This is a genomic window from Ureibacillus acetophenoni (assembly GCF_900220965.1).
GTDB classification, from domain to species: domain Bacteria; phylum Bacillota; class Bacilli; order Bacillales_A; family Planococcaceae; genus Ureibacillus; species Ureibacillus acetophenoni.
This window is the reverse complement of sequence record NZ_OBQC01000016.1, coordinates 62,337-79,574: the sequence shown is the minus strand read 5'-3', so window position 1 is coordinate 79,574 and position 17,238 is coordinate 62,337. Positions and strand designations below refer to the sequence as shown.

General features: G+C 35.1%; 17 protein-coding genes, 1 tRNA gene and 2 rRNA genes. 18 read left to right on the top strand and 2 right to left on the bottom strand.

What is annotated here, in order from left to right; all coding sequences use genetic code 11:
- From CRO45_RS17100 to tsaD, 11 genes are all read left to right on the top strand, one after another.
- Positions 1–93, top strand: a 23S ribosomal RNA gene (locus CRO45_RS17100); the annotation flags it as partial.
- A 128-nt stretch (positions 94–221) separates the two neighbouring features.
- A 5S ribosomal RNA gene (rrf, locus tag CRO45_RS17095) occupies positions 222–337 on the top strand.
- Between the two features lie 809 nt (positions 338–1,146).
- Complete coding sequence (locus CRO45_RS17090; protein ID WP_097150841.1) at positions 1,147–1,920, top strand: transporter substrate-binding domain-containing protein; 774 nt, start codon at positions 1,147–1,149, stop codon at positions 1,918–1,920.
- 53 nt (positions 1,921–1,973) lie between these two features.
- Positions 1,974–2,618 carry an amino acid ABC transporter permease gene (locus CRO45_RS17085; RefSeq protein WP_097150840.1) on the top strand — a complete coding sequence of 215 codons (645 nt, stop codon included), beginning with the start codon at positions 1,974–1,976 and terminating at the stop codon, positions 2,616–2,618.
- Positions 2,615–3,349, top strand: a complete 735-nt coding sequence (locus CRO45_RS17080) for an amino acid ABC transporter ATP-binding protein (RefSeq protein WP_097150839.1) — start codon at positions 2,615–2,617, stop codon at positions 3,347–3,349. The genes CRO45_RS17085 and CRO45_RS17080 overlap by 4 nt, the downstream gene beginning before the upstream one ends.
- Positions 3,350–3,473: 124 nt before the next feature.
- A tRNA-Asp gene (locus CRO45_RS17075) sits at positions 3,474–3,549 on the top strand.
- A 178-nt stretch (positions 3,550–3,727) separates the two neighbouring features.
- The gene (locus CRO45_RS17070; protein WP_097150838.1) at positions 3,728–4,078 is read left to right on the top strand and encodes a hypothetical protein; all 351 of its coding nucleotides are present in this window, start codon (positions 3,728–3,730) and stop codon (positions 4,076–4,078) included.
- A gap of 109 nt (positions 4,079–4,187) precedes the next feature.
- Complete coding sequence (gene tsaE / locus CRO45_RS17065; protein WP_097150837.1) at positions 4,188–4,640, top strand: tRNA (adenosine(37)-N6)-threonylcarbamoyltransferase complex ATPase subunit type 1 TsaE; 453 nt, start codon at positions 4,188–4,190, stop codon at positions 4,638–4,640.
- On the top strand, positions 4,637–5,332 hold the full coding sequence (gene tsaB / locus CRO45_RS17060) for a tRNA (adenosine(37)-N6)-threonylcarbamoyltransferase complex dimerization subunit type 1 TsaB (protein WP_097150836.1): 696 nt from the start codon (positions 4,637–4,639) through the stop codon (positions 5,330–5,332). The genes tsaE and tsaB overlap by 4 nt, the downstream gene beginning before the upstream one ends.
- Positions 5,333–5,334: 2 nt before the next feature.
- Positions 5,335–5,781 (top strand): ribosomal protein S18-alanine N-acetyltransferase, encoded by a 447-nt coding sequence (gene rimI / locus CRO45_RS17055; RefSeq protein WP_097150835.1) that lies wholly within the window; start codon positions 5,335–5,337, stop codon positions 5,779–5,781.
- Complete coding sequence (gene tsaD / locus CRO45_RS17050) at positions 5,781–6,800, top strand: tRNA (adenosine(37)-N6)-threonylcarbamoyltransferase complex transferase subunit TsaD (protein ID WP_097150834.1); 1,020 nt, start codon at positions 5,781–5,783, stop codon at positions 6,798–6,800. Before rimI ends, tsaD begins: the two co-directional genes overlap by 1 nt.
- A 466-nt stretch (positions 6,801–7,266) precedes the next feature.
- On the opposite strand, the gene CRO45_RS17045 is transcribed toward tsaD, so the two are convergent.
- On the bottom strand, positions 7,267–9,204 hold the full coding sequence (locus CRO45_RS17045; protein ID WP_097150833.1) for an ABC-F family ATP-binding cassette domain-containing protein: 1,938 nt from the start codon (positions 9,202–9,204) through the stop codon (positions 7,267–7,269).
- A gap of 294 nt (positions 9,205–9,498) precedes the next feature.
- Between CRO45_RS17045 and CRO45_RS17040 the strand changes: the two genes are divergently transcribed.
- The 3 genes from CRO45_RS17040 (at position 9,499) to tatC (ending at position 11,313) form a co-directional block, all read left to right on the top strand.
- Positions 9,499–10,128 (top strand): redox-sensing transcriptional repressor Rex, encoded by a 630-nt coding sequence (locus CRO45_RS17040; RefSeq protein WP_097150832.1) that lies wholly within the window; start codon positions 9,499–9,501, stop codon positions 10,126–10,128.
- Between the two features lie 82 nt (positions 10,129–10,210).
- A complete protein-coding gene (locus tag CRO45_RS17035; RefSeq protein ID WP_097150831.1) occupies positions 10,211–10,468 on the top strand; it encodes a twin-arginine translocase TatA/TatE family subunit in 258 nt (85 codons plus the stop codon).
- A 17-nt stretch (positions 10,469–10,485) separates the two neighbouring features.
- Entirely contained in the window at positions 10,486–11,313 is an 828-nt protein-coding gene (tatC, locus tag CRO45_RS17030; RefSeq protein ID WP_097150830.1) for a twin-arginine translocase subunit TatC, read from the top strand.
- Between the two features lie 48 nt (positions 11,314–11,361).
- Here the strand turns inward: tatC and CRO45_RS17025 are convergent, their stop codons facing one another.
- The gene (locus CRO45_RS17025; protein ID WP_097150829.1) at positions 11,362–12,117 is read right to left on the bottom strand and encodes a CPBP family intramembrane glutamic endopeptidase; all 756 of its coding nucleotides are present in this window, start codon (positions 12,115–12,117) and stop codon (positions 11,362–11,364) included.
- Between the two features lie 261 nt (positions 12,118–12,378).
- Between CRO45_RS17025 and groES the strand changes: the two genes are divergently transcribed.
- From groES to CRO45_RS17005, 4 genes are all read left to right on the top strand, one after another.
- Positions 12,379–12,663, top strand: a complete 285-nt coding sequence (gene groES, locus CRO45_RS17020; RefSeq protein ID WP_097150828.1) for a co-chaperone GroES — start codon at positions 12,379–12,381, stop codon at positions 12,661–12,663.
- Positions 12,664–12,754: 91 nt separating this feature from the next.
- The gene (gene groL, locus CRO45_RS17015) at positions 12,755–14,380 is read left to right on the top strand and encodes a chaperonin GroEL (RefSeq protein WP_097150827.1); all 1,626 of its coding nucleotides are present in this window, start codon (positions 12,755–12,757) and stop codon (positions 14,378–14,380) included.
- Positions 14,381–14,561: 181 nt separating this feature from the next.
- Positions 14,562–15,236: a metal-dependent hydrolase gene (locus tag CRO45_RS17010; protein WP_097150826.1), complete on the top strand. Its 675-nt coding sequence runs from the start codon at positions 14,562–14,564 to the stop codon at positions 15,234–15,236.
- 422 nt (positions 15,237–15,658) lie between these two features.
- Positions 15,659–17,071, top strand: a complete 1,413-nt coding sequence (locus CRO45_RS17005; RefSeq protein WP_097150825.1) for a YfcC family protein — start codon at positions 15,659–15,661, stop codon at positions 17,069–17,071.
- Positions 17,072–17,238: the final 167 nt, after the last annotated feature.

Sequence of the window (17,238 nt, the reverse complement as noted above, 5' to 3'; positions counted from 1 at the left end):
GATCCCTCAAAGACGATGAGGTAGATAGGTTCGAGGTGGAAGTGTGGTGACACATGGAGCTGACGAATACTAATCGATCGAGGACTTAACCAAAACAACTTGAACGCTTACAATGTCTTTATCCAGTTTTGAGAGAACGAACTCTCAAATTTTTAAAGGAACATCGCCTTAGAGCGCAACGTCCATGTTGCAACGGCGATGCCAGTACATCCATGTACAAGTGAAGTGATGATGGCAAAGAGGTCACACCCGTTCCCATACCGAACACGGAAGTTAAGCTCTTTAGCGCCGATGGTAGTTGGGGGCTTCCCCCTGTGAGAGTAGGACGTCGCTTCGCAACTGACACCACTGAGTATTCAGTGGTATTTTTTTATGCCCAACTACAATTATGAACCAAAGGTTCGGCGCGTCTTGAGAAAGTAAGATTTAATACATAGTAGCAACAAGTATGAGTAAAGGTTCGAGAAGTGCGAGGACCAAGGAGTTCAAGGAACCAAGGAGTGAGGAACGGAATGTACTTTGTACATGAGTACCGCAAGCGACGCAGGTGACGCAGAAATCCGCCGGTCATCGCGCTTCGAGATAGTGCCGATGGAAGTTGAGGGCACCCCCTGTGAGAGTAGACGATCGCTTCGCAAATGGACACCGCTGAGTATTCAGTGGTGTTTTTTTTATGCCCAACTACCATAATGAAGCGAAGGTTCACACGTCAAACAATAAATATTAGTAAGGTTTAATTAGGTGAGAAAAATTATAGTAGTATGGGTGCATCTTTAAGGAAAGAATATAATGCTTCCCAACTAAAAACGGGTTTAAATAGTATTAATTTTTTATCGCCTAAAGTCTATCCCCCGAAAGATAATTATTATTACTATAAAAATATATTTCAACTAAATACTTTGTGCGAATAATATATTTAAATAGTATAAGGTAAGTAAGTAAATGAAAACCAATGTTATTTTTTATATATTCAGAAAAATACGAAATATGTTGTCAACTCATCTAAAAATAATATTAAAATATTAAATAATTGAAAATATTAATCTAAAGATAATATTGATTTTAGCAGTTGTTTGAACTATCATAAAATTAACAATTTAATATTATTTCGAATTGTTGAAATGTTGATACTTAGGGGGATGAATTGTGAAAAAGTCATTATTAGTATTAGTTGTAGCTTTATTTGCAGTAGTGTTAGCTGCATGTGGCTCAAACAATGAATCGGGGAATTCAAGTGACTCTGGTAAACCAGTTTATAGAGTTGGAATTGATACAACATATCCACCATTTGAATATGAACAAGATGGAAAATATGTTGGTATTGATGTTGATTTAATTCAAGCAATTGCAGAAGATCAAGGTTTTGAAGTGAAATTAGAGGCGATGGATTTTAAAGGTATCATTCCAGCGCTACAAGCAGGCCAGCTAGACATTTCAATGGGTGGTATGAGTATTACAGAAGAACGTAAAAAAATTGTAGACTTTACAGAACCATACTTTGATGCAGGTGTATCACTGGTAGTAAGCAAAGATAATACAGAAATCCAATCAGTAGAAGATTTAAAAGGTAAAAAAGTAGCTGTTAAAAAAGGTACTGTTGGAGCTAACTATGCTGATTCAATCGTAAATGATATTGGTTTTGAAATTATACAATTTGATGATAGTCCATCAATGTTCTTAGAAGTTCAAAATGGAAATGCTGCTGCTTTATTTGAAGATTACCCTGTAATTTCATATGCAATCGCACAGCAAGACTTAGGATTACAAGTTGTTGGAGATCGTTTAAATGATGACCAATATGGAATTGGTGTATTAAAAGGTGAAAACCAAGAGATTTTAGAAAAAATCAACCAAGGCTTAAAGAATTTAAAAGAGAACGGAAAATATCAAGAGATTATAGATAAATATTTAGCGAATTAAAAAATAGCACGCTTAATGCGTGCTACTTTTTTCAAATAGGAGTGAAAATTTAAATGGATGCAGCGATTAATGCGTTACCCTACTTAATGCAGGGATTAGTTACAACTTTGTATATATTTGGTGTCGCAATAATTATCGGTTTTATTATCGGTCTTATTGTAGCACTAATGAGGTTAACTCATATTAAACCTCTACAGTGGATAGCCAAAATCTATGTAAATATTATTCGTGGTACACCATTGTTAGTTCAAATCTTCTTCATCTACTTTGGATTAAACTCATTATCCTTTATTAGTTTAGACCGAGAAGTAGCGGGGATTATAACAATAGCAATCAATGCAGGGGCATATTTATCAGAGAATATACGTGCTGGTATTCAGTCGATAGATAAAGGTCAAACAGAAGCTTCTCGCTCTTTAGGATTTTCAGGCGGTCAAACAATGCGCTTTATTATCCTTCCACAGGCTTTAAGAAGAATGCTTCCAACATTTACGAACCAAGCGATTATTACGTTAAAAGATACTTCATTATTATCGGTAATTGGAATTGCCGACTTAACTCAACGAGGCGAAGTACAAGCATCTGCTACATTTGAATCCTTTGCAATTTGGACAACTGTTGGGATCATCTATTTTATTATCATCTACATATTAACACTGCTTAGTAACTTCGTTGAAAGGAGATATAAATTACGATGAGTATTGTTCAAGTTAAAAATTTAAAGAAACATTATGGACAAACGGAAGTATTAAAAGATATCTCAGTTGAGATAAGTGAAAAAGAAGTAGTTTGTGTAATTGGACCTTCTGGATCGGGTAAAAGTACATTTTTAAGATGTTTAAATCGTTTAGAAGAAATTACTTCAGGTACAATTTTAGTTAATGGTCATGAGATGACTGACAACAATTCAGATATAAATAAATTCCGTCAAGAAGTGGGAATGGTGTTCCAACAATTTAATTTATTCCCACACAAAACTGTTTTGCAAAATATTACATTAGCACCAATTAAATTAAAAGGGAAATCAAAAACTGAAGCAGATGCTTTAGGGATGGCCCTACTTGAAAAAGTTGGTCTAAAGGAAAAAGCAAACTCATATCCAAGTCAGTTATCGGGTGGGCAACAACAACGTGTTGCAATAGCTAGAGCGTTGGCAATGGAACCGAAAATTATGTTGTTTGATGAACCTACTTCTGCCTTAGACCCTGAGATGGTTGGGGATGTTTTACAGGTAATGAAAGACCTAGCAACTGAAGGTATGACTATGGTTATCGTAACTCATGAGATGGGCTTTGCTCGAGATGTTTGTGATCGAGTAATTTTTATGGACGGTGGATACATAGTTGAAGAAGGAGATCCAAAAGTACTCTTTACTAATCCTAAACATGAACGTACTCGTAGTTTCCTAAGTAAAGTATTACAATCCTAAAAAATGCAGTTAACGGGGTTGTTGATATTAAATGACAACCCCTGTAACTGTAATATTTTTGTGGAATAAATGGAAAATCATGTTGAATTATGAAAGTACCATTGTTATAATAGAAAATATAAAAGGTCCCGTGGTGTAGCGGTTAACATGCCTGCCTGTCACGCAGGAGATCGCCGGTTCGATCCCGGTCGGGACCGCCATATAACGACGTTTAAGCCCTTCAACAAAGCCTGCTTTGTTAAAGGCTTTTTTTATTTTCTTTTTTAAATTTCACTATGTATCTTTTAAAATGTAAAACTATGGTTTTATTATTCACTCATGATGGCGAGAAATGATAAATATAGTAGTATAGCCAATACAAACATGAGGTGACATAATTTGAAGTTAAAGAAGTTACAACAAAAAATACTTGTATGGTGTTTTATTGTTGTTACGAATCTTTTTTTAATTATTTATCATTTCACATATGAGACGAATAAGTTTTATGATATTGAAGATACAAATGCGTTTAGATGGCAGAGATATATGAATGAAGACGAGTTTCATCAACTCCAAGAGGGAATGACTTACATGGATGTTGTAAACATTGCAAAAGGAAGAGGAGAACAGCTGACTGAACATACGTTTATGTGGAAAGATGAACAAAGTCTGAAGAGAACTTATATTATTACATTTCAGGAAGATCAATTAGTTGGAAAGCTAATTTATAATAGACATCATGCAAACTAAATATTAAATAGCCATTTTGCCCTTTTACTTTTAGTCCAGGTAATACTTTTTGAACATATTTCTATTATTAGGGTAAACTATAGATAACGAAATTTTGGAGAGGTATATAATGATATTTGAAATAATTATCGAATCATTAGATGAAACAAATAGTCTAGCATCTAAACTTGCAAACTTATTAGAACCGCAAGATACAATTACTCTTGAAGGTGATCTTGGTGCTGGTAAAACCACATTTACAAAGGCACTTGCAAAGGGTTTAGGAATTACTAGAAATGTAAATAGCCCGACATTTACTATAATGAAACAATATGAAGGTAGATTACCTCTAAATCATTTAGATGTATATCGCCTTTCGGACAGTGAAGAAGATTTAGGCTGGGATGAGATATTTTATGGAGATGGTGTTACCGTAGTGGAATGGGCACATCTAATAGAAGAATCTTTACCACAAGAAAGATTAGAAATCGAAATAAAACGAATTGATGAGAACAGTAGAAAATTTATTCTGAAACCTATAGGAAAAAGGTTTGAGGAGTTATGTAAGGAGTTATTAACATGATCTGGCTAGGAATTGAAACGTCCAATTCACCACTTTCTGTTGCCGTTATTAAAGATGGCCAACTAATTGTGGAGATTGTAGAAAATATAAAATTAACACATTCTGTAACGGTGATGCCAACGATTGAAGAGGTTTTAGCAAAAGTGAAAATTAAACCATCCGAAATTGATGCAATCGCTGTTTCGGAAGGACCAGGCTCATACACAGGTTTAAGAATTGGTGTGACAATCGCAAAAACACTTGCTTGGACATTAAATAAGCCACTTGTAGGTGTATCAAGTTTAAAGGTAGTAGCTGCAAACGCAAACTTGTTTAATGGCTTAATTTGTTCATTATTTGATGCAAGAAGACAAAATGTCTATGCTGGACTCTATAGAGGGTCACAACTTGAACCAGTTTTAGTAGATCATCACTATGCCATAGAAGATTTGTTAAATCGATTAAAAGAATTTAACGAACCGGTCATGTTTGTAGGAATGGATGTTATACATTTTAAAGAGCAAATTATTGAAGTGTTAGGTGATAAAGCTTTATTTGCAACTGAATCATTACAGTTACCAAGAGCCTCAAAGTTAATCGAACTAGCAATGAAAGAACCTTTTATTGAAGATGTTCATACTTTTGTTCCGGAGTACCATCGTCTAGCACAAGCGGAAGCTGAGTGGTTAAAGGAACAGAAAAAGGAGCAGTAATCATGGTTCTTTATCGCAAAATGACAGTTGAAGATGTACAACAAGTACATAACATAGAAGTGGCATCATTTCCTACACCCTGGACATTGGATTCATTTTATTACGAGATGACAGAAAATACTCATGCATACTACATAGTTGCTGAAGATGATTTAGGTAATATTGTTGGATTTTGTGGCATGTGGATAGTCATTGACTCAGCGCAAATAACAAACGTAGCAGTAACAGAATCTGTCCGTGGTCAAGGAATCGGAGAAAGGTTAATGAGAGAAGCAATGACGATCGCAAAACAACAATATAATGTAGAAGTCATGAGCTTAGAAGTTAGAGTATCAAATATTGTAGCTCAAAATTTATATCGGAAATTAGGATTCCAAGATGGCGGCATAAGAAAAGGATATTATACAGATAATCATGAAAATGCTCTAGTAATGTGGGTGAACTTATAATGGAAAATGAAACTTTAATATTAGCAATAGAGACTAGCTGTGATGAGACTGCGGCATCAATTATTAGAAATGGTACTGAAATTGTATCAAATGTTGTATCATCACAGATTGATAGTCAATCACGGTTTGGTGGAGTAGTCCCAGAAATTGCATCAAGACACCATGTAGAAAAAATTACATTAGTAATTGAGAAGGCTCTAAAAGATGCTAACTTGGAACCTAAAGAGTTAAGTGCTGTTGCAGTTACAGAAGGACCAGGATTAGTTGGTGCTTTATTAATAGGTATTAATGCAGCAAAAGCATTTGCCTTTGCACACGGATTGCCTGTAGTTGGTGTACATCATATTGCAGGGCATATTTACGCAAATGCTCTAGTACAGAAAATGGATTTCCCTTTACTTGCTCTAGTGGTATCAGGTGGGCATACGGAACTTGTATTAATGAAGGAACATGGACATTTCGAAGTAATTGGTGAAACACGTGATGATGCAGCTGGAGAAGCATACGATAAAGTTGCAAGGGTTTTAAATCTCCCTTATCCTGGTGGTCCACATATTGATCGACTTGCTCACCAAGCAAGTGTTGGTGTTGAGTTCCCACGTGCTTGGTTAGATGATTCGTATGATTTTAGTTTTAGCGGTTTAAAATCTGCAGTTATTAACTATAAACATAATATGGACCAACGTGGAGAGGAAATTGTACCTGAAAAGGTGGCGAAGGGGTTCCAAGACAGTGTTGTAGAAGTTTTAACAACAAAGACTGTTGGAGCAGCTAGAAAGTATCAAGTGAAACAAGTAATAGCGGCAGGTGGAGTTTCTGCCAATAAAGGATTACGAACAAGCCTTGAACAAGCATTTGAAAAAGAAGGTATTCCTTTTTATGTACCACCGCTAAATTTATGTACAGACAATGCAGCGATGATAGGTGCTGCAGGATCATTCATGTACAACGTCGGAGTGCGTGGAAATTTGTCGATGAATGGCAATCCAGGCATGGAATTAAAAAGTTGGTCGAAATAGATAAAAAAGAGTGTTATGACTTTCATAGCACTCTTTTTAATTTGGTAGAATAGCCATTTACAATAATTTAGCCCAATTATGTGCATGAAATCTCTCTTGTTTGTAAATCTCATTTTTGCACAACTTTTCTGAAAAATTATCCACAAGTAATAATATAAATTTCTAAAAAGTCAATGCGAACATCCGTACTTATGCACAAATTGTGCATAACTTGTGTATAACCTGTGGTAAAACTAGATATTGTGGTGGCTTTTTCACAATTGAATGTGGAAAACATAAAAAATAATTGTGGATAATGTGGAAAACATTGTTGATATGTTGATATTACTAACTTTAAGTTGTGAATAAAAATGTGGAATAATTTTTGCGAAATTTGTCTATTGACCAAGATATATGTATTTTACTAGCGAATAATAAATAGTAAAAAAAGGAGCATCTTGAAAGTAAAAACTTTCAAGAAAGCTCCTTATGAAATGCTTTCAAGTTCTTCATTCAGTTCAAACCACTGTAGCTCAAATTGCTCGTACTCTGATTTTAACTCATCTAAATTCGACTGAAGCTCGAGAACCTTTTCGTGATCCTGAAAAATATCAGGTTGACATAGATCTTCTTCTATTTTCTTAATTTGCTCATCTAAAACAGCCATATCTTTTTCGATTTGCTCTACTTGTCGTCTTATTTGGCGTTCTCTTTTCTTTGCCTCTTTATCAATTTGAGAAGTAGTATTTTTTACTGATTCAGACTCGAACTTTTGAACAGCTTTTGCTTTCATTTGCGCAAGTTCTTCAAGCTCTTGCTTTTTCTCTAAGTAGTAATCATAGTCACCTAAGTATTCAAAGGCACCAGTTGGAGATAGTTCAATTACCTTTGTAGCGATACGGTTAATAAAATATCGGTCATGGGATACAAATAATAATGTACCAGGGTAGTCAATTAAAGCATTCTCTAATACTTCTTTACTATCTAAATCTAGATGGTTTGTTGGCTCATCAAGTACTAAAAGGTTTCCTTTTTGCATCATTAATTTTGCTAATGCAAGTCGAGCTTTTTCGCCGCCGGATAATGAATGAACAGGTTTTGTTACATCATCGCCACTGAATAAAAATCGACCTAAAATCGTTCGAATATCCTTTTCATTCATAAGTGGCCATTCATCCCATAATTCTTGAAGTACCGATTTATTTCCTGTTAGTTTTGCTTGTTCTTGATCATAGTAACTAATTTGTACATTTGTACCGTAACGGATATCTCCTTGCATAATTGGCAAGTCTTTCACAATGGTTTTTAAAAGTGTAGATTTTCCTACACCATTTGGTCCAACTAGCGCAATCCGATCTTCACGATAAATTCTCATAGAAATGTTATTTGAAACTGTAGTTCCTTTATATCCAATGGATAAATTATCGATTGAAAGAACATCATTTCCACTTTGCTTTTCAATAGTAAATCCAAAGTTGGCTGATCGTTCGTCTCCATCTGGTGCATCCATCCACTCAGTACGCTCTAAAAACTTCCGTCGGCTTTGTGCCATTTTCGTAGTAGATGCGCGGGCGATATTTTTTTGTATGAATGCTTCCAACTTTGCTTTTTCACTTTGTTCTCGCTCGTACATTTTCATGTTTCGCTCAAAGTTTTTAGCTTTTTCGTCTAAATACCCACTATAATTTCCTACATATCGAAAAACGTGATTTCTTGAAACTTCATATACAATTGTGACGAGTTGATCTAAAAAATAGCGGTCATGGGAAACAATTAAAATCGCGCCATCATAACCTTTTAAGTAATTTTCTAACCATGTTAGTGTATCTATATCCAAATGGTTCGTAGGCTCGTCCAGTATTAATAAATCAGGTTTACTTAATAATAATTTCGCCAATGCCAGACGTGTCCTTTGCCCACCAGATAAGGAAGAAATAGGTTTGTTGTAATCATCAGGGTAAAACTGCATACCATGAAGGACAGAACGGGTATCTGCTTCGTACTGATAGCCCCCAGCATCCTTAAAATCATGTTGTAATTGATCATATTCCCCCATGATTTTTTGGTATAACTCTTGGTTTTCGTAAACAGTAGGGTCGGCCATCTTTGTTTCAAGTTCACGAAGTTTTTGTTCCTGACTTTTCAATCCTGTAAAGATGGTCATCATTTCATCCCATATTGTTAAATTAGAGTTTAGTCCGGCGTGTTGTTCTAAGTACCCTAATTGAATATCTTTAGGGATAATAATTTCTCCAGAATCATAAGACATTTGACCGGCTATTATTTTTAGTAAGGTCGATTTTCCAGCACCATTACGACCGACTAAAGCTACACGATCACGATGTTGGACTTCAAGTTTAATACCACTTAATATTTCGTCTGTTCCAAAAGATTTATATAATTGATTTACTTGTAAAACAATCATTGTTACACCTCAGTTCACTACCTTTAGTGTAATGGATTGCAAAGGATTCTTGCAATGTGAAAGCTTTACCTATTACAATAAGTTTAGTACTATTGAAAAGATTTCTTATAATTCTTATAGAAATTTATTCATTAATTTATAAATAGAACGTAATGCAATCGGCGAATTTACATATTTTAGATAGCCTATACTAGGGTGGCTATACTAGTTATCCGTAAAGACTGTAGAGACAATAGAAATGTACGACTCAGGCAGCCCAATTTCGCCGAGGCGGAATTGAATGGGGGATAGTAAGTGAAACAGGAACTAAGAATACCACAGGCAACAACGAAAAGATTACCTCTTTATTATCGCTTTTTGCAAAATTTAGCGAATGAAGGGAAACGACGAATTTCGTCACAAGAATTAAGTGAAGCGATGAAAATCGACTCTGCGACAATTCGACGGGATTTTTCGTATTTTGGTGCACTTGGTAAAAAAGGGTACGGGTACGATGTTTTATATTTATTAGAATTTTTTAGACAAACATTAGATCAAGATGACAGTGCAAATGTTGCTCTAATCGGGGTAGGGAATTTAGGGAATGCATTTTTAAAATATAATTTCCAAAAAAACCATAACACAAAGATTGTAGTTGCATTTGACACTAAAGCACCTTTAGAAGGACATGAAGTAAATGGAATTCCTGTCTATCATCCAGATCGTTTAGAAGAAATGTACGTAAAATATAATGCAGAAATGGCGATACTAACTGTATCTTCTCGTTCAGCTCAGGAAGTTACTAACAGACTTGCTAATATTAATGCTAAAGGGATATTAAACTTTACTCCTGTTCGACTGAATGTACCTGAAACTATGAAAGTTATGAACATAGATTTATCAGTTGAATTAGAGGCGTTAATCTACTTGATACGTAATAGTTAGGACGAAAAGATTTCACATTAATCTAATGGCATTACATATTGATTTGGATTAAAATGAAGTTAGAATAGAGGAGGTTATAATCATGGTAGAAGTGCACTTAAATGCCGTAACACCATTTGCAGTTATTATTATTGCTATCGTAGCATTATTAATTTTTGGACCTAAAAAATTACCTGAGTTAGGTAGAGCAGTTGGTACAACCCTTCGTGAATTTAAAAAAGGCACTAAAGGGTTAATTGATGATGAAGATGACACAAAAAAACCTGTGATTGATCATAAAAATACAACAGTGCAACAAGCAGAAGTAAAAGATTCAAATAATGAAGAAAATGCTAAGTAGTTAGGGATGCCAATACTATGAATCCAAAAGAACTAACTGTAATTGAACATATAGAGGAATTAAGAAATCGTCTAATTGTTTGTGCGGTTATTTTTGTAATAACATTATTTGCTGGTTTCTATTTTGCAGAACCAGTCATTAAATTTATTCAATATAGAAGTCAAGAATCAGAGCAATTAACTTTAAATGCTTTTAATGTAACAGACCCACTAGCGGTTTATCTTCAAGTGACATTTCTAATATCACTTACTATTACATCGCCAGTTATTTTATATCAATTATGGGCGTTTATAACGCCAGGTTTACACGAAACAGAACGAAAAGCGACATTGAAATACATTCCTTATGCATTTTTATTATTTATTGGTGGACTTGCATTTGCGTATTTTATTCTTTTCCCGAGTGTTCTACAATTTATGATGAATTTGTCAGAACGACTTGATATTCAACAAACGATAGGGATAAATGAATATTTTTCGTTTCTATTTAAACTAGTCGTCCCATTTGGTTTTATATTTCAATTACCTGTTGTCACAATATTTTTAGCTCGGTTAGGAATCTTAAATCCAGCAATAATGAAAAAGTTCCGTAAGTACTCATACTTTGTTTTATTTGTTATTGCAGTGTTACTTGCACCACCTGATCTTGTTTCTTATTTAATCATTTCAATTCCGTTATTTGTCTTATATGAAATAAGTATTATTATAGCAAATATCGGCTATAGCAAATTCCTAGTTGCAGAAGAGCAAAGACAAAAGGAAGAACAGGAAGAAAACCGAAGACAACAAGTAGAAGAGCTACTTGCTGAACAACGTCGACAAATCGAAAATATGAGTAATTCATAACTAAAAAAGTGTAGATAAAATCTGTAATGATTCTATCTACACTTCTTTTTATGGGAGAAAAATTAAGATCATTTGCATTTCCTTCATTATTCTTTCAATATCATCGATAAATAATTGCGTAATTGAAACAAAACCATTTAATAGCATGTGAGCAATTATAGAAGTTAGTAAACGCTTTGTTTTGTAGTATAAAAAGGCAAATATTAACCCGGAAACAGCGTATATAAGTAAGTGTGTGAACTCTAGGTGAATGGCGGCAAAAACGATAGCACTAATAATACCTGCTAACCAAAAGTTTTGTGTTTGTATAATTGAGCCAAACACAACACGGCGAAAAATAAGTTCTTCAAGAATTGGAGCAAATAATACAGTTGTTACCATCATAATAGGGGCTATTTCTGTGATTAATACAATTGTTTCAGTATTTTCAGAACCCATTGGGATTCCTAACGCCATTTCAATGTTTGCAGCAATTGATTGACCGACTAATACTAAGAAAAACCCTAGAATACCCCAACCGATTGATTCCCCTATTGAAGCTTTTTCCCCTTTAAATACATTCCAAAAGTTTTTATTTTTACTTATCAATATAAAACTTACAATAAAAGTGATAGCCATAGTAATGGTTGACCACCAAGCTACTAGAATAATTCCAGATTCTTTTGTATCTGCATCTATAAATTGAAGGAATAAATCTCCCACACCAGGAATAAGTAATAGAAGCCCAGATAATTGACATGCAATATAAAGAAGTAAAATATAAAAGGCTGTTGCTTGGGTTTTAAATTTATTTGATTGACTCAATGGTTTACCGCCCTCTTTCTGATACTAAAAAACTGATTAAAAGCTCTTGGGAATAGTTAGAATGTGAAAGTGTATGTAAAAGTATCATTTAATCTTCTTTTATTGTAGTTGAATATGGAAATAAATCAAAATTTTTTATGCTTCATGCTTGCAAAGAGAAAATGAATTCATTATTATAATAATTGTGTTAGCACTCAATTAATGAGAGTGCTAATAATCATTCAAAAAAATACTGAATAATATTCTAGGAGGTTGTTTCACTTGTTAAGACCATTAGGTGATCGTATCATTATCGAACTAGTTGAGGTGGAAGAGAAAACTGCATCAGGACTTGTTCTTCCGGATTCAGCAAAAGAAAAACCATCACAAGGTAAAGTAGTAGCAGTAGGAACTGGTCGTGTACTAGATAACGGCACACGCGTCGAGCTTGAAGTGCAAGAAGGAGATACAATTATCTTCTCAAAATATTCAGGCACAGAAGTGAAATATGAAGGAACTGAATATTTAATTCTACGCGAAAGCGACATTTTAGCTGTAATTGGATAAGAATATAAAATTTTTAGGTACTAAATGCGAAAATCCGCAAGATTAATACTTTTTAAATATGTAGCTTTAAATTTAAATTGGAGGGTATATTATGGCAAAAGACATTAAATTCTCAGAAGATGCTCGTTCTTTATTGCTTCAAGGTGTAGATAAATTAGCAAACACTGTAAAAGTAACATTAGGGCCTAAAGGTCGTAACGTTGTTTTAGAGAAAAAATTTGGTTCTCCATTAATTACAAATGACGGAGTAACAATTGCTAAAGAAATCGAATTCGAAGATCCATTTGAAAATATGGGTGCAAAATTAGTAGCTGAAGTTGCTTCTAAAACAAACGAAATCGCTGGTGACGGTACTACAACTGCAACAGTATTAGCGCAAGCTATGATTCGTGAAGGGCTTAAAAACGTTACAGCTGGTGCTAACCCAGTTGGAATCCGTAAAGGTATCGACAAAGCAGTAGCTGCAGCTCTAGAAGAATTACACACTATTTCACGTCCAGTAGAAAACAAAGAAGAGATTGCACAAGTTGCAGCGATTTCTTCAGCTGACGAAGAAGTTGGTACATTCATCGCTGACGCTATGGAACGTGTTGGTACTGACGGTGTTATTACAATTGAAGAATCTAAAGGATTCACTACTGAGTTAGATGTAGTAGAAGGTATGCAATTCGACCGTGGATATGTATCTCACTACATGGTAACTGATACAGACAAAATGGAAGCTGTGTTAGAAAACCCATACATTTTAATTACTGATAAGAAAATTACAAACATTCAAGAAATCTTACCACTACTTGAACAAGTAGTACAACAAGGTCGTCCATTATTAATCATTGCTGAAGATATTGAAGGTGAAGCTTTAGCTACTTTAGTACTTAACAAATTACGCGGTACATTCCAAGTTGTAGCTGTAAAAGCTCCAGGCTTCGGTGATCGCCGTAAAGCAATGTTAGAAGACGTAGCGATCTTAACTGGTGGTCAAGTAATTACTGCAGATTTAGGTTTAGACCTAAAAACAGCAGATGTTACTTCATTAGGTAGAGCTGCTAAAGTAGTTGTTAACAAAGACAACACTACAATTGTTGAAGGTTCTGGAAGTAGCGACGCAATTGAAAGCCGCGTAAACCAAATCCGTTCTCAAATCGCTGAAACGACTTCTGAATTCGATAGAGAAAAATTACAAGAGCGCTTAGCAAAATTAGCTGGCGGTGTAGCAGTAATTAAAGTTGGTGCTGCAACAGAAACTGAGTTAAAAGAGCGTAAACTTCGTATCGAAGACGCATTAAACTCAACTCGTGCTGCAGTTGAAGAAGGTATCGTATCAGGTGGTGGTACTGCACTTCTTAACATTTACAGCGCGGTAGAAAAAGTATTAGGCGAAGTAGATGGCGACGTTGCAACTGGTGTGAAAATCGTATTACGTGCACTAGAAGAACCAGTTCGTCAAATTGCTAACAACGCTGGTCTTGAAGGTTCAATCATCGTTGACCGCTTAAAACGCGAAGAAATCGGTGTAGGTTTCAACGCTGCAACTAGCGAATGGGTTAACATGGTCGACGCTGGTATCGTAGACCCTGCAAAAGTTACTCGTTCTGCATTACAAAACGCTGCATCTGTAGCTGCTCTAATCTTAACTACTGAAGCAGTAGTAGCAGATATTCCAGAGCAAAACGCTCCAGCAATGCCTGACATGGGCGGAATGGGCGGCATGATGTAATAACTCCTGCAAATTCCTTAATTTATAAGAATTTGTATATGTAATGAAAGTGAAATGAAGCTTCTCATAAGTTGATAAAACTTGTGAGGAGCTTCTTTTTTCGTTAAGCTATATCTTTTCAGAGGTTTATAAAATTATTAGTAGAAATAGAGATAAACATAAACATCAAAGAGGTGACAACATGAAAGGTCGAACACATTTAGCAATAGGGTTAGGAATTGGAGCGGTGGCATCTGTAAGCCAACCGATTGGTATGATGCCTGTCATTTTACTCGCATCGGGCGTAGCTTCCCTTGCTCCTGATTTAGATGGTAATAATCTGTTAAATAAACGTGTAACTAAGACAGCAAAGCTCATAAAAAGGCGAGGGGTCTTTGCCGGTTTCGTATTAATGGTCCTCTCTTTAATTACATATTTTTTAGATTTGAAATTTTTGTCTTTCCTAGATGGAGATTGGTTTACCCAACAAAATAAATTACTGCTTTTTGCGTTTGGTGGAATTATTATTGGACTTTCCTTGAAAAGCCAGGAAACTTTGAAAAATATTCTAATGAGTATCCTAAGTTTATTCCTTCTATATTATGCATTTACAGATGAGTTATGGTGGTTAGTTTTGTTTGCTTTGTACATAGGAGTAGTAGGTTGGTTTCCTCATCGAGGGCTAACTCATACGATTTGGGCCTTGGCTTACTGGTGGTATATGTCATATCTTTTACAGGATAGTACTGGCGTGAACAATTTAGCTCTTATTTCCACGATGGCTTATCTCTCACATATAATAGGAGATATGCTTACAAAAAAAGGTGTTAAATTTCTATATCCACTTATCAATAAAGTTTTCAAATTTCGGTTATAAGGAACGAATTGATATCGTCTAAAATGTACCTAGCTCTTAATATTTACAACTGATGCAACCATTAATGAAAAGCATAATGATTTTAGCTGATTACGGCTGAAATCGTTATGTTTATTTTTTTAGTCCTAAAAAAGAGTAAAACCTACTCATTTGTTTAAAACAACTAACGAGTTGACCATTGTGACTTTTTCTATGTATGGTATTTATTGTAATAATTGTATAGATTATTGTTCAATGTAAATAAACTGGAATTTCTGGTTGTTTTCCATTAACAACGGTACTACATATTATTGGCTAATTGGTCTAACGACTTAGGTGTTATTAGAAGGTACAATTAGCATTGTAGACATTTAGTTTAATATTTTGAAATTTAATAAACAATCACTGCATTCGTTGTTTAATTTAACTAATGGGGGTATCAAATGGAAAAGAAAAAAAGTGCTAAAAAGAAGTTTCAACTTCCGCATATTTATGTGATTCTATTTACTTTCAGTGCTCTGGCAGCCATTTCTACTTACTTTATTCCTGCTGGTAAGTTTGAGCGTGTGCCAGGTCCTGATGGAAGAACAGCTATTGATCCGAATTCATATACACAAGTAGACTCTGCCCCAATTGGTATAGCAGAATTCCTTACTGTAATTCCTCGTGGACTGATTGATGCTGGAGAGATTGTATTTTTCACGTTTATCATTGGTGGTATGTTTAGTGTTCTGAAAACAACTGGAATTATTGAAGTGGTTGTGGACAGGCTTGCTAATCGTTTTGCGAAAAATAGTATTTTACTAATTCCGATTTTAACAACGGTATTTGGGATTGGAGCAACTTTAATTGGAACCCCGGAATTATCGCTAGTATATATTCCTGTAATTATGCCATTAATTATTGCATTAGGGTATGACTCCATTGTGGCTGCATCTATTGCTCTTGTCGGTACGGTTGTCGGATTTACAACTGGAGTTTTAAACCCAATTAACGTAGGGTTGTCACAAAAAATTGTAGGGATCCCGGTTTTTTCAGGTTTACCATTACGTTTAATTTTATTTATTGTGTGTATATCAGTAGGAATCTTTTTCATCATGCGTTATGCCAAAAAGGTACAACAGGATCCTTTAAAAAGTTATGTTTATGAAGATGACCGAGAAAAAAGGGAACTTTATAAACAAAAAGATAAAATTGAAGCTAAAAGTATGAACACAAGACAAAAGTACGCTTCGTTAGCCGCATTCATCTTCCTAGGTATATTAGTTTATGGTGTGCTTCAGCTTGGTTGGTTCATGGTAGAAATGGCTGGTCTATTTATCTTTATGGGAATCGTAGTTGGCTTGATCGCTGGACTTAATGCTACTAAAATTTCTAATGCTTTTACTGAAGGTTTCCGTGAAGTGCTTATGGGTGCGATTATTATTGGTCTTGCTCGATCGGTTGCTGTAGTTCTTGAAGATGGACAAATTATGGATACAATCGTTCATAGCCTTGGATCATTGGTTGGTGAGATGCCATCTATCCTTGGTGCAGTAGGTATGTATCTAGTACAACTGACTATCAACTTTATTATTCCGTCAGGTAGTGGACAGGCCTTAGTAACGATGCCAATCATGGGGCCACTTGCAGACATTATCGGCGTAACAAGACAGACGGCAGTGCTTGCGTTCCAGTTCGGGGACGGCTTTGCACATATTCTATTCCCGACTTCTGGTTACTTTATGGCTGCACTCGTTATCGCGGGCGTATCTTGGCAAAAATGGATTCGATTCTATCTGCCTCTATTCCTAGTATTCTCGGCAATTGGGGTTGTCACTTTAGTGATCACTCAAATGATTCAATACACAGGATAAGAGCAATTGAATAATTTAGGGGGGGCCCAAACCGATCCTTTGTAAAATTCGGTTAGGGATTTTTCAATAGATTAAGACTTTCATCAGTTCAAACAAACTGGTGAAGGTCTTTTTTAATAGATTCAGAGGTATTTACTTGGATGGGCCTTTTCTATGAAATATATTAC